This is a genomic window from Streptomyces sp. JJ36, from assembly GCF_021696945.1.
Taxonomy (GTDB): Bacteria; Actinomycetota; Actinomycetes; order Streptomycetales; family Streptomycetaceae; genus Streptomyces.
In genome coordinates this window covers 25,984-39,854 of the sequence record NZ_JACYHE010000055.1, presented here as the reverse complement: position 1 = coordinate 39,854, position 13,871 = coordinate 25,984, and the positions used below count along the sequence as shown (strand labels likewise).

Annotated in this window: 6 protein-coding genes; 1 reads left to right on the top strand and 5 read right to left on the bottom strand. The window is 73.6% G+C overall.

All coding sequences use genetic code 11. The features are described 5' to 3' along the window. Positions 1 to 131 precede the first annotated feature (131 nt). The 4 genes from glgB to HOY81_RS19350 all read right to left on the bottom strand — a co-directional run bounded on the left by glgB (position 132) and on the right by HOY81_RS19350 (position 8,336). Entirely contained in the window at positions 132 to 2,351 is a 2,220-nt protein-coding gene (gene glgB, locus HOY81_RS19365; protein ID WP_237321730.1) for a 1,4-alpha-glucan branching enzyme, read from the bottom strand. A 368-nt stretch (positions 2,352 to 2,719) separates the two neighbouring features. Next, positions 2,720 to 4,126 carry a phosphotransferase gene (locus HOY81_RS19360; RefSeq protein WP_237321727.1) on the bottom strand — a complete coding sequence of 469 codons (1,407 nt, stop codon included), beginning with the start codon at positions 4,124 to 4,126 and terminating at the stop codon, positions 2,720 to 2,722. Between the two features lie 267 nt (positions 4,127 to 4,393). Continuing rightward, positions 4,394 to 6,274, bottom strand: a complete 1,881-nt coding sequence (gene treS, locus HOY81_RS19355) for a maltose alpha-D-glucosyltransferase (RefSeq protein WP_237321726.1) — start codon at positions 6,272 to 6,274, stop codon at positions 4,394 to 4,396. After that, on the bottom strand, positions 6,261 to 8,336 hold the full coding sequence (locus tag HOY81_RS19350; protein ID WP_237321725.1) for an alpha-1,4-glucan--maltose-1-phosphate maltosyltransferase: 2,076 nt from the start codon (positions 8,334 to 8,336) through the stop codon (positions 6,261 to 6,263). The genes treS and HOY81_RS19350 overlap by 14 nt, the downstream gene beginning before the upstream one ends. Before the next feature lie 511 nt (positions 8,337 to 8,847). Between HOY81_RS19350 and glgP the strand changes: the two genes are divergently transcribed. Then, positions 8,848 to 11,424, top strand: coding sequence for an alpha-glucan family phosphorylase (gene glgP, locus HOY81_RS19345; protein WP_237321724.1), 2,577 nt, complete (start codon positions 8,848 to 8,850; stop codon positions 11,422 to 11,424). Between the two features lie 191 nt (positions 11,425 to 11,615). Here the strand turns inward: glgP and HOY81_RS19340 are convergent, their stop codons facing one another. Next, positions 11,616 to 13,526 (bottom strand): M4 family metallopeptidase, encoded by a 1,911-nt coding sequence (locus tag HOY81_RS19340; protein WP_237321729.1) that lies wholly within the window; start codon positions 13,524 to 13,526, stop codon positions 11,616 to 11,618. Positions 13,527 to 13,871 lie beyond the last annotated feature (345 nt).

Genomic DNA, 13,871 nt, shown 5'->3' with positions numbered 1-13,871 from the left:
CGCCCGCCGCACCGTCGAGCGGCCCCCGTCGCGAGCGCGCGTCGCCGAGCGGCCGGCCGTCGTGCGGGGCCCACCGTCATGCGGCGGCCCGTCGTGCGGGGCCCGCCGGCCCCGTCGCGCGGGGCCGTCCGTCACGCCGGGCGGAGCCACACCGTGGCCAGCGGTGGCAGGGTCGCCGTGACCGAACCCGCACGTCCGTGGGCCGCCACCGGCTCGGTGGCCGTCCCGCCGGCGTTCCGGACCCCACTGCCGCCGTACGCCGGGTCGTCGGTGTTGAGCACCTCCCGCCAGCCGGTGACGCCGTCCGGTACGCCGGTCCGGTAGGCGTGCCGCACCACCGGGGAGCAGTTGGTCAGGCAGAGCAGCGGGTCGCCCGCCGCGTCGAAGCGGACGAAGGAGAAGACGTTGTCGTCGGCGGCGTTCGCGTCGATCCAGGCGAAGCCCGCCGGGTCGGTGTCCCGCTGCCAGAGCGCCGGCGTGCCGGAGTACACCCGGTTCAGCTCCCGCACCAGGTCGCGCACACCCCGGTGGTCCGGCTCCGCGCCGTACGCCGGGTCGAGGAGCCACCAGTCGGGGCCGTGCTCCTCGGACCACTCCGAGCCCTGGGCGAACTCCTGGCCCATGAAGAGCAGCTTCTTGCCCGGGTGCGCCCACATGAAGCCGAGGTAGGCGCGGTGGTTGGCGCGCCGCTGCCACCAGTCGCCGGGCATCTTGGAGACCAGCGCCTGCTTGCCGTGCACCACCTCGTCGTGCGAGATCGGCAGCACGTAGTTCTCCGAGTAGGCGTAGACCATGGAGAACGTCATCTCGTGGTGGTGGTACTTGCGGTGCACCGGCTCCTTGGTCATGTACTGCAGGGAGTCGTGCATCCACCCCATGTTCCACTTGAAGCCGAAGCCCAGCCCGCCGAAGCCGCCCTCGCCGGTGACATGGGTGGGGCGGGTGACGCCGTTCCAGGCCGTGGACTCCTCGGCGACGGTGAGGATGCCCGGGCAGCGGCGGTAGAGCGTGGCGTTCATCTCCTGAAGGAAGGAGACGGCGGCGAGGTTCTCCCGCCCGCCGTGCTCGTTCGGGCACCACTGCCCGTCCTCGCGCGAGTAGTCGAGGTAGAGCATGGAGGCGACCGCGTCCACCCGGAGGCCGTCGATGTGGAACTCCTCGCACCAGTAGACCGCGTTGGCCACCAGGAAGTTCCGCACCTCGCGCCGGCCGTGGTCGAACTCCAGGGTCCCCCAGTCGGGGTGTTCCGCGCGGACCGGGTCGCCGTGCTCGTACAGCGGGGTGCCGTCGAAGCGGGCCAGCGCCCAGTCGTCCTTGGGGAAGTGCGCGGGGACCCAGTCCATCAGCACCCCGACACCCGCCCGGTGCAGGGCGTCGACGAGGTGCTTGAAGTCGTCGGGGGTGCCCAGCCGGGCCGTGGGGGCGTAGAAGCCGGTCACCTGGTAGCCCCAGGAGCCGCCGAACGGGTGCTCGGCCACCGGCATCAGCTCCACATGCGTGAAGCCCAGGTCCCGTACGTAGGCCGGCAACTGCTCGGCGAGCTCCCGGTAGGTCAGCCCGGGCCGCCAGGAGGGCAGATGGACCTCGTAGACGCTGAGCGGCGCGTCGTGCCGGCTGCGCTGTGCCCGTTCGGCCATCCAGGCGTCGTCCTGCCAGCGGTGCCGGGACGCGTGCACCACGGAGGCGGTCGCGGGCGGGCACTCGGAGCGCTGCGCCATCGGGTCGGCGCGCAGCGAGCGGCCGCCGTCCGGGCCGGTGATCTCGTACTTGTAGAGCGCGCCGTCGCCCAGGCCGGGCACGAAGAGCTCCCAGATGCCGCTGGCGCCCAGCGAGCGCATGGGCAGCGCGGTGCCGTCCCAGTGGTTGAAGTCGCCGGCGAGCCGGACGCCCCGGGCGTTCGGCGCCCACACGGTGAAACGGGTACCGGTCACGCCCTCGTGCGTCAGGGGCCGGGCGCCGAGCGCCCGCCACAGCTCCTCGTGCCGGCCCTCGACGATCAGGTGCAGGTCGAGGCCCCCGATCGCGGGCAGGAAGCGGTACGGGTCGGCCGTACGGAACGCGTCCACGCCGGGCCGGTCGCCGTACCGCACCAGCAGCTCGTACGCCGGTACCGGTCCGTCCGGCGGCCACGGCAGCATCCCGGCGAAGAGCCCGTCGCCCTCGCTGTGCAGCTCCGCGCGCAGCCCGTCGGCGAGCACAGTGACGGCGCGGGCGTACGGGCGCAGGGCGCGCACGGTGACGCCGTCCTGGCCGGGGTGGGCGCCGAGCAGGGCGTGCGGGTCGTGGTGGGCGCCGTTCAGCAGCCGTCGGCGGTCCTCCGGGTCGAGCGGTGCGGCCGGGCCGGCCGGCACGGGCGGGGCTGCGGACGGCCCGCTGTCCGGCCCGCTCTCCCGTGCCGGGGCGGCGCCGGCCCCTGGCCCGGTCGTCGGTGCCGGCGGGTCCGCGACGGGCGGGAGCACGGTCCCGGCGTCGGTGCCCGTGCCGCCGGGCGGGGCGTCGGCCGCGGCCGGGCCGGCCGGGGTGGCCGTGGTGCGGAGCGCGGCGGAGCCGCCGGGCGGGGTGTCGGGGCGAGTGGTCATGTGGCCTCCCGGGCGGGGTGACGGAGGGTTGCGGGCAGGGGGACGGCGTCCGCCGCGCTCCGCGGCGGAGCGGTGCGCGGCCGCAGCCGGCGGCCGGTGCGGGCGGGGACGGGGGCTGGGGACGGCGGGACGCACCGCGGTCAGCGAGGGGCGTCCGCCGTGGCGAGGCGGCGGATCGCGGACATCGGGACGGGCAGCCAGGCGGGACGGTGCCGCGCCTCGTAGAGCACCTCGTAGATCGCCTTGTCGGTCTCGAAGGCGCGCAGCAGCGCGGCGTCCTCCCGCGGGTCGGCACCGGCCACCTCGGCGTAGCCCCGGCAGTAGGCGGCCCGGTTGGCCGCGGCCCACTCCTCGGCCCAGGGTTCGCCGGTGCCGCGCTGGCAGGCCGCGTAGTCGAAGGAGCGCAGTATGCCCGCGACGTCCCGGACGGCCGGCTGCGGCCGGCGCCGCTCGGCCAGCGGGCTGGCCGGTTCGCCTTCGAAGTCGATCAGGCGCCAGCGGTTGTCGGTGGGGGAGTGCAGCGCCTGGCCGAGGTGCAGATCGCCGTGGATGCGCTGGGCCCGCCGGGCGGCGCCGCCCCGGGCGAGCGCGTCCAGGGCACCGAAGGCGTCGCGCAGCCCGGTCCGGTACGGGCGGAGCGCCGGCACCGCCGCGGTGGCCTGGTGCAGCCGTTCGGTCATGCCCCGGGAGAGCTGTTCGAGCTGGCTGCGCCGGAGCACCGTGGTGGGGAGGGCGGAGGCGAGGCCGGCGTGCACCTCGGCGGTGGTGCGGCCCAGGGCGCGCGCGGCGGCGGAGAAGTCCCGGCGTTCCGCGAGCGCCCCGAGCGCGAGGTGCCAGCCGTCGCCGCTGCCGGGGAGGAAGGGCTGGAGCACGCCCAGGGTGAGCGAGCTGCCGTCCGGGCGCCGTCCCTCCGCCTCGAACCAGGCGGTCGGGGCGGGGACGTGGGCGCAGCCGGCCCGGGCCAGCGCGAGCGGCAGTTCCAGGTCGGGGTTGGTGCCCGGGCCGACCCGCCGGAAGACCTTGAGGATGCAGACGGAGCCGTACACCACCGAGGAGTTCGACTGCTCGGCGTCCAGCAGCCGGCCCGTCGGCCCGGAGGGGACGGCCCCGCCGGGCGCGCGGGTGAAGCGCAGCGGCCCCAGGCGGCCGGGGGTGCGCAGGCGTTCGAGCAGGACCCCGGTGAGCCGCGGGTCGTGCAGCGCCTCGTAGAGGGTGAGACCGCGCAGCGGCCCGTCGGCGGGGCGCCCGATGCGGGCCGGGGCCAGTTCCGGCGGCAGCACCTCCCGTACGCCGAGCAGGAGCTGGTAGCAGTCGGCCTGCCCGGTGCGGACGAGCAGGTGCAGCAGCCCGGGAGCGGAGGCGCCGGGCGCGGGGCGCGGCAGCAGCTCGGTGGCGGAGACCAGGGTGAGCCGGCCGACCGAGCCGCCCTGGCCGGCGAACCAGCGCTGCCCCGGGAGCCAGGCGGAGAGCAGCGGGGCGAGCGAGTCGAGCAGGGTGTGGTCGCCGCTCCGAGGCGTGGCGGTCAGGGGCAAGGATCTTTCCGGCATGGCGTCCTTTCCCCGGGCACACGAAAGGTACGCAGAAGTGTCCCGGATTGCGGCATCGGCCGTCCGGCGGCGGGGGACGTGTCGGGCGAGGATCCGCCGGGCGGGCTAGCGGGGGAGCGGGCAGGCGCCGGCCCGGCAGGCGCCTGCACGGGGACACCGGGCCACGTCCCGGTGCGGAGCCGGGAAGGGCCCGGGACGACCGGACAACACCGGTGATGTCCGGAAACTGCGGTCCTGGGCCCATCCTGACGGCACTTCAGCGGGATGTCACGACGGGCGCGCGGACGCCCGTCCGGGCTCCCGTACCGCCGCTGCGGCGGACTCGGCGGGGTCCGGTCCGGCCGCGGGCGATCCGTCCGGACCGCCGGCCCCCGCGGCGCCGATCACCGCGCTGACGCCGGTCGCCGTCCCCGGTGCCGCGCCGCCGCCCCCGGCGTCCGGTCGCGGAGCACGCAGCCGGAACCAGTAGAAGCCGTGCCCGGCGAGGGTCAGCAGATACGGCCACTCGCCGATAGGCGGGAAGCGCACCTCGCCGATCAGCTCCACCGGCACCAGGCTCTGGAACGCCTGCAGGTCGAGCTCGGTCGGTTGCGGGAACCGGGAGAAGTTGTGCACGCACATCACCAGGTCGTCCTCCCCCTCCTGGGTGTACTTCCGGAGGAAGGCGAGGACCGCCGGGTTGCTGGACGGCAGCTCGGTGTAGGTGCCGAGCCCGAACGCCGGGTTCTGCTTGCGGATCTCGACCATGCGGCGGGTCCAGTGCAGCAGCGAGGAGGGCGAGCTCATGGCCGCCTCCACGTTGGTGACCTGGTAGCCGTGCACCGGGTCCATGATGGCGGGCAGGAAGAGCCGTCCGGGATCGCAGGAGGAGAAGCCCGCGTTGCGGTCGGGCGTCCACTGCATGGGGGTGCGCACCGCGTCCCGGTCGCCGAGCCAGATGTTGTCGCCCATGCCGATCTCGTCGCCGTAGTAGAGGATCGGCGACCCCGGCAGGGACAGCAGCAGTGCGGTGAACAGCTCGATCTGGTTGCGGTCGTTGTCCAGCAGCGGGGCGAGCCGCCGGCGGATGCCGATGTTGGCGCGCATCCGCGGGTCCTTGGCGTACTCGGCGTACATGTAGTCGCGTTCCTCGTCGGTCACCATCTCGAGCGTCAGCTCGTCGTGGTTCCGCAGGAAGATGCCCCACTGGCAGCCGGAGGGGATGGCCGGGGTCTTGGCCAGTACCTCGGAGACCGGGTAGCGGGACTCGCGGCGCACCGCCATGAAGATCCGCGGCATCACGGGGAAGTGGAAGGCCATGTGGCACTCGTCGCCGCCCTCTGCGTAGTCCCCGAAGTAGTCGACCACGTCCTCCGGCCACTGGTTGGCCTCGGCCAGCAGGACCGTGTCGGGGTAGTGGGCGTCGATCTCGGCGCGTACCCGCTTGAGGAAGGCGTGGGACTGCGGCAGGTTCTCGCAGTTGGTGCCCTCCTCGGCGTAGAGGTAGGGGACGGCGTCCAGCCGGAAGCCGTCGATGCCCAGGTCCAGCCAGAAGCGCAGGGCGGAGATCATCTCCTCCTGCACCCGGGCGTTCTCGTAGTTGAGGTCGGGCTGGTGGGAGAAGAAGCGGTGCCAGTAGTACTGCTTGCGTACCGGGTCGAAGGTCCAGTTGGACGCCTCGGTGTCCACGAAGATGATGCGCGCGTCCGGGTAGCCGCTGTCGTCGTCGGCCCACACGTAGTAGTCGCCGTACGGCCCGTCCGGGTCCCGCCGGGACTCCTGGAACCACGGGTGCTGGTCGCTGGTGTGGTTCATCACCATGTCGATGATGACCCGCATGCCCCGCTGGTGCGCGGAGTCCACGAACTCCACGAAGTCGGCCAGGTCGCCGAAGTCCGGGAGCACGGCGGTGTAGTCGGCGACGTCGTACCCCCCGTCCCGGAGCGGGGACGAGAAGAAGGGCGGCAGCCACAGGCAGTCGACTCCGAGCCACTGGAGATAGTCGAGCCGGGAGGTGAGACCTTTCAGGTCGCCGATGCCGTCGCCGTTGCTGTCCTGGAAGGAGCGGACGAGAACCTCGTAGAAGACCGCGCGTTTGAACCACTCGGGGTCGCGGTCCTGGGCGGGGGTGTCCTCGAAGGTGTCGGGGACGGGCTCATTGACGGTCATGGTTGGGTGACCCTCCGGTCGACGGGGACGGTCGCAGGGTCAGCACATGCGCGGGAGCCGGGCCCCGGCCCGGCTCCAGACGCACGTAGTTGTCCCTGCCCCAGTGGTAGGTCTCGCCGGTGAGCTCGTCGCGCACCGGGAAGTCCTCGGCCCCGCTCGCCTGCGCGGGCGGGAGACCGAGCACCGCCGTGTCCAACGACACCGTCGCCTCGTGGGTGTGGTGCGGGTCGAGGTTCACCACGACCAGCACGACGTCGGTGCCGCCGTCGGCGTCGCCGGTACCGCCGGGGCCGCCGAGGTGACCGGCGTGCCCGCGCGCGCACCGCTTGGAGTACGCGAGGACCTGCTCGTTGTCCGTGGTGTGGAAGTGCAGGTCGCGCAGTTGCTGCAGCGCCGGGTGCCGGCGGCGCAGCCGGTTGAGCGTGGTGATCAGCGGGGACAGGCTGCGGCCGGAGCGCTCGGCAGCGGCCCAGTCACGCGGCCGGAGCTGGTACTTCTCCGAGTCCAGGTACTCCTCGCTGCCCGGCCGTACCGGGGTGGCCTCGCACAGTTCGTATCCCGCGTACACCCCCCAGGACGGGGAGAGCGTGGCGGCCAGCACCGCCCGCACCTCGAAGGCGGGCCGGCCGCCCTCCTGGAGGTAGGCGTGCAGGATGTCCGGGGTGTTCACGAAGAAGTTCGGCCGCATGTAGGCGGCGGCCTCCCCGGAGAGCTCGCGCAGGTACTCCGTCAGCTCCTGCTTGCCGGTGCGCCAGGTGAAGTAGGTGTACGACTGCTGGAAGCCGATCTTGGCCAGGGTGTGCATCATCGCCGGGCGGGTGAAGGCCTCGGCGAGGAAGAGCACGTCCGGGTCGGTGCGGCCGATGTCCCCCAGCACCTTCTCCCAGAAGACCACCGGCTTGGTGTGCGGGTTGTCGACCCGGAAGATGCGGACCCCGCGGTCCATCCAGAAGCGCAGCAGCCGCAGCGTCTCCCGGACGATCCCGCGGAAGTCGACGTCGAAGTCGACCGGGTAGATGTCCTGGTACTTCTTCGGCGGGTTCTCGGCGTACGCGATGCTGCCGTCCGCCCGGCGGCGGAACCACTCCGGGTGCTGCTTGACCCACGGGTGGTCCGGCGAGCACTGGAGCGCGAAGTCCAGCGCCACCTCCATCCGCAGCTCCCGCGCCCGCGCCACGAAGTGAGCGAAGTCCTCCAGGGTGCCCAGGTCCGGGTGGACCGCGTCGTGGCCGCCCGCGCCCGAGCCGATGGCCCACGGCGACCCCACGTCGTGCGCCCCGGCCGACAGCGCGTTGTTCGGGCCCTTGCGGAAGGACTCGCCGATCGGGTGCACCGGCGGCAGGTAGACCACGTCAAAGCCCATCGCCGCGAGCGCCGGCAGCCGCTCCGCCGCCGTCCGCAGGGTGCCCGGCACCGGCGGCAGGCCCTCCCGGACCAGGGCGCCCTCGGAGCGCGGGAACAGCTCGTACCAGGAACCGAAGAGCGCCCGGCGGCGTTCCACCTGGAGGGTGTAGGAGAGCGAGGAGGACACCAGTTCGCGGAGCGGGAACCGGTCGAGCACCTCGGTGACCTCGGGCGCCAGGGCGGCGGCCAGCCGGGCGGCCCCGGAGCGGGAGGCGTCCCGCAGCGCGTCGGCCGCGGCCAGCACCACCGACCGGCCTTCGTTCTTCGGCACACCGGCCGCCGCGCGCTCGTGCAGCAGCGCGCCCTCCTCCAGGGTCAGTCCGGTGTCCAGCCCTGCGGGGATCTTCACCCGGGCGTGCTGCCGCCAGGTGCCCACCGGGTCGCCCCAGGCCTCCACGGTGTACGTCCAGCGGCCCTCGGTGTCCGGGGTGACCTCGGCGCCCCAGCGGTCCGTGCCCGGGGCCAGCTCGCGCATCGGGGTCCACGGGCCGGAGCGGCCCGAGGGGTCGCGCAGCACCACGTTGGCGCCCACGGCGTCGTGGCCCTCGCGGAAGACGGTGGCCGAGATGCGGAACGTCTCGCCCGGCACCGCCTTGACGGGACGCCGTCCGCAGTCGACGAGCGGCTGGACGTCCAGGACGGGGATGCGACCGATCATGTGCTCACCTGGAGGATCTGCTGGCGGCGTGCGGGCATCTGCTCTTTCTAACCGCTGCGCCGGGGCGTCGGGGGTCGTGTGCGGGGCCGCTCGCCTCCGCTTCACCCGACCGGGGGCGCGGAACCACACGGAGGTAGGGATGCCGCCCACGGATGGAGCAACGGGAATCCGGGCGTACCGTGCGCCACCGGTAGGTACCGGCCGGGTATGCCCCCGCTGCCCGCGGTGCGCCCCCGGGCCCGCCATGGACCTCCGCCCGGCGCGCCGGCCGCGCTCCCCGGTGTCTCTCTGCGCTCCGGCGGGCCTCCGTAGCCGCGTCCTCCCGCGGCATGCCGCCCGGTCCCGCGGCGGGTGACGTTCCGTCAACCCGCAGGTCACCACCTGAAAGGGTGACATCGGTCCCCGCCGACCGGTGCCTCGGCGGTCACCGGAGGGCGAACCGGTGGACACCCCGGCGAATCGCTGCGGCGCAGCACCGGGACCGGGCCCCCGGCACGGGTACCTTCACCCTGTGAAGGCCATTCGTCGCTTCTCCGTCCGCCCCGTCCTGCCCGAGCCGCTCCGTCCGCTGAGCGAACTGGCACGGAACCTGCGCTGGTCCTGGCACGCCGAGACCCGCGCGCTCTTCCGCTCCGTCGACCCGCACGGCTGGGAGTCCGCCGCCGGCGACCCGGTGCGGCTGCTCGGTTCCGTCTCCGCGGAACGGCTGGCGGAGCTCGCCGCCGACCGCGGCTTCCTGCGCAGGCTCGCCGTGGCCGCCGGAGACCTGCACGACTATCTGCACGAGCCCCGCTGGTACCAGGCGTCCGGGGAGGAACCGCCCCGGGCCGTCGCCTACTTCTCCCCGGAGTTCGGCATCACCAGCGCCCTGCCGCAGTACTCCGGCGGTCTCGGCATCCTCGCCGGCGACCACCTGAAGTCCGCCAGCGACCTCGGCGTGCCGCTGGTCGGGGTGGGGCTCCTCTACCGGCACGGCTACTTCCGGCAGTCCCTCTCCCGGGACGGCTGGCAGCAGGAGCACTACCCGGTGCTCGACCCGCACGAGATGCCGCTGGAGCTGCTCCGCGAGCCGGACGGCGCCCCGGTGCAGACCGCCCTGACCCTGCCCGGCGGCCGCACCCTGCGCGCGCACGTCTGGCAGGCCCGGGTCGGCAGGGTGCCGCTGCTGCTCCTCGACTCCGACGTGGAGGGCAACACCGCCGGGGACCGCGAGGTCACCGACCGGTTGTACGGCGGGGGGAGCGAGCACCGGCTGCTCCAGGAGATGCTGCTCGGCATCGGCGGCGTACGGGCGGTGCGGGCCTTCTGCCGGATCGCCGGACACCCCGGTCCGGAGGTCTTCCACACCAACGAGGGACACGCCGGGTTCCTCGGCCTGGAGCGCATCCGGGAGCTGGTCGCCGGGGGCCGCACCTTCGAGGCCGCCCTGGAGGCCGTACGTGCCGGGACGGTCTTCACCACCCACACCCCGGTGCCGGCCGGCATCGACCGCTTCGACCGCGAACTGGTGGCCCGCCACTTCGGGGAGGACGGCGAACTCGGCGGCGTGGACGCCGAGCAGGTGCTCCGGCTGGGCATGGAGACCTACCCGGGCGGGGAGCCGAACCTCTTCAACATGGCGGTGATGGGCCTGCGCCTCGCACAGCGCGCCAACGGCGTCAGCACCCTGCACGGCCGGGTCAGCCGGGAGATGTTCGCCGGGCTCTGGCCCGGCTTCGACCCCGCCGAGGTGCCCATCACCTCGGTCACCAACGGCGTGCACGCCCCCACCTGGACCGCCCCCGAGATCCCCCGCGAGCCGCACCGGCTGAGCGACGCCGAGCTGTGGGACCTGCGCCGCACCCTGCGCGAGCAGCTCGTGCAGGAGGTGCGGATGCGGCTGTGGGTCGCCTGCCGGCAGCGCGGCGCCGCCCGCGCGGAACTCGACTGGGTCGACGGGGTGTTCGACCCCGAGGTGCTCACCGTCGGCTTCGCCCGCCGGGTGCCCTCCTACAAGCGGCTGACCCTGATGCTGCGCGACCCGGACCGGCTGATGGAGCTGCTGCGGCACCCGGAGCGCCCGGTGCAGATCGTCGTCGCCGGCAAGGCGCACCCGGCCGACGACGGGGGCAAGCGGCTGATCCAGGAGCTGGTGCGGTTCGCCGACGACCCGCGGGTGCGGCAGCGCCTGGTCTTCCTGCCGGACTACGGCATGGCGATGGCGCAGAAGCTCTACCACGGCTGCGACGTCTGGCTGAACAACCCGCTGCGGCCGCTGGAGGCCTGCGGCACCTCCGGGATGAAGGCCGCGCTCAACGGCGGTCTGAACCTCTCGGTGCTGGACGGCTGGTGGGACGAGTGGTACGAGCCCGACTTCGGCTGGGCCGTGCCCAGCGCCGACGGGCACGCCGCCGACGACGAGGACCGCCGCGACGACCTGGAGTCCGCCGCCCTCTACGGACTGATCGAGGAGCAGGTCGCCCCCTGCTTCTACGACCGCGGCCCGCACGGGAACGGCCTGCCGGAGCGGTGGGTCGAGATGGTGCGGCAGACCCTGGCCCGGCTCGGCCCAAAGCTCCCGGCGGACCGGATGGTGCGGGAGTACGCCCAGCGGCTGTACGCGCCGGCGGCCCGCGCGCACCGGGAGCTGTCCGCGGGCCGCCGGGCCGAGGAGCTCGCCGCCTGGAAGGCGCGGGTCCGTGCGGAGTGGCCCCGGGTCGCGGTCGGCCCTGTGGAGCAGGAGGGCCCGCGGTCCGCCTCGCTGGAGCTGGGCGGTGCGCTCACGCTGCGGGTGCGGGTGGCCCTCGGCGCCCTCGGCCCGGAGGACGTGGAGGTGCAGGCGGTGGCGGGCCGGGTCGACGAGGCCGACGGCATCGCCGGTGCCGACTCCGTACGGGTGCCGCTGAAGCTCTCCGGCGGGCCGGACCCGGAGGGGATGCGGGTCTTCGAGGGGCCGCTGGAGCTGGACCGCACCGGCCCGTTCGGCTACACGGTGCGCGTCCTGCCCGCGCACCGGCTGCTCTCCGGGCCGGCGGAGCTGGGCCTGACCGCGGCCCCGCCGGAGGAGGTGCTGCCCGCCGTGGAGACCGGCGGGCTGCTGATGCGCTGACCCCAGCGCCCCCGTGTCCCTGTGCCCCTGCGCCCCTGGCCCCTGGTCGTGGCCCTGGCCGCTGCCGTCGCGCTGTCGCACTCGCGGTGGCCGTCGCCGTCGGTGCGGGGCCCGGAACGGGTGCGCGCCGCCGTGGCGGAGAGTGTCCGCCACGGCGGCGCGCCGCGCTCACGCGTCCGGACGCCGGAGCGTCAGAACGTCAGCTTCCAGCTGTCGATGTAGCCGGTGTCGTAGCTGTAGACGTCCCGGACCCGCAGCTTCCAGGTGCCGTTGGCCGACTCCGAGGAGGCGTCCACGGTGTAGGTCTCCTGGACGTTGTCGGCCGAGTCCCAGCCGGAGTTCTTCAGCCGGTAGGCGGTGCCGTCCGGGGCGAGCAGGTCGATGACCAGGTCGCCGCGGTAGCTGTGCTTGATGTCCACGCCGACCTTGAGGTCGCTCGGCGCGTTGCCGGACAGGCCGCTCACGGTGATGCTGGAGGTCACGGCCGAACCCGCGTCCGGGATGCTCACGTCGTCGGCGTTCTCGAACGCGTCACCCGGGTCACCGGGGTCGCCCGGGTCGCCCGGCCGGTCGCCGACGTTGACGGCGGCCCAGGCGTGCGCCACCGCGAGCTGCTCGGGGCTGTCCTGCCCGTAGAGCTCACCGGCCGCCTCCAGGGTGTCCGCCCGGGCGTCCGCGAAGGACTCGTTGGCGTGCATCTTCTCGGAGAGCGCCTTGAACCAGATCTGCTCGGCCTTGCCGATGCCGATGCCGGTCACCGGCTGGTCGTCGTAGGTCGGGCTGTCGTAGCTGACGCCGTTGACGACCTTCTGGCCGCTGCCCTCGGAGAGCAGGTAGAAGAAGTGGTTGGCGATGCCGGAGGAGTAGTGCACGTCCTGGTTGCCGGCGCCCGGCTCCCAGTAGTCCAGCGAGACGCCGTCCCGGCTGGGCCGGTCCATGTAGCGCAGCGGGGTGCCGTCGCCGCGGATGTCGATCTTCTCGCCGATGAGGTAGTCGCCGACGTCCTCGGAGTTGTTCGCGTGGAACTCCACGGCGGCCGCGAAGATGTCGGAGGTGGCCTCGTTCAGGCCGCCGGACTCGCCGCTGTAGACGAGGCCGGCGGTGTGCGAGGTGACACCGTGGGTCATCTCGTGGGCCGCGACGTCGATCGAGGTCAGCGGGTGCTGGTTGTTGCGGCCGTCGCCGTAGGTCATGCAGAAGCAGGAGTCCTGCCAGAAGGCGTTGACGTAGGCGTTGCCGTAGTGGACCCGGCTGGAGGCGCCGACGCCGTCGCCGCGGATGCCGTCCCGGCCGTGCACCTCCTGGTAGTAGTCCCAGGTGAGGGCCGCGCCGTAGTGCGCGTCCACGGCGGCCGTCTGGCCGTTGGACGGGCTGCCGGTGCCCCAGACGTCGTCGGCGTCGGTGTAGACCGCGTTGCCGTTGTCGGAGTCACGGGTGGTGTGGCCGCCGCGGGCGGTGTCGTCCATCCGGTACGAGCCGGAGGAGCCGGAGGTGCCGATCTGGACCTGGCCGCTGTACATGCTGTTGCCGGTGCCGTTGTGCACCGCCTGGTACTCGTACAGCTTCTCGCCGGTCTTCGCGTCGGTGATGACGTGCAGTTCGCTCGGGGTGCCGTCCTCCTGGGTGCCGCCGACGACCTTCTCCCAAGCCAGCACCGGCTCGCCCTCGGCCGCCCAGATGACCTTGCGCGGGGCCTTGCTGTTCCTGGCCTTGGGCGTGGCCGGCTTCTGGCTCGCCGGGGCCTGGGTGGTGGGGACCTTGACGGAGGCCTCGGTGGCCTTGTCCACGCCGTCGATGGCGCCGTCCGGCGTCCGGTGCACGATGATCCCGCCGCCGAGCACGGGGAGCCCGGACCAGGTGCGCTCGTAGCGGGTGTGCGTGGAGCCGTCGCGGTTCTGCACGACGTCCTTGACCCGGAGTTCCGTCTTGGAGTGGAGGTTCAGGGCCTCCGCGGTGTCCGGGCCGCGGTCCTCGGCCTCGGCGATCAGGGCGGCGCGCTCCGCGGGCGTCACCTTGGCGGGCAGCTCGCCCCGGTCGACCGGGGAGCCGCCCGGCTCGGGGGCGGCGGAGGCGATACCGGCCTGGAGGCCCACGGCCACCATGGCGGCGGTGGCGACCAGGGCCGAGGTGGTTCTGACGCGCCTGCGGCCGCGTCCGTCGGGGGTGGTTCTCACACGTGACTCCTACTCTGCTGCGGTCACGGGGTCGCGTGACCGGGTGGGGTGCCCGGGCGGCGGTGGGTCGCCGCCCGTCCTGTTCGGCAGAAACAGTTGGAGCGGTGGTGCGCGTGGGGGGGGACCGGTGGGACACGGCACTCTGCGTGGGTCTGTGGGGGAAGTGCGGACCGACCGGGGTCAGCGTGTCACTGCGCCTGGCGGTTGTCAGGGTCGCGACAAGAGGTTGGCTGGTTCTCGTCCGTTCTCTGTGATGCGCCGTTCGGATATCGG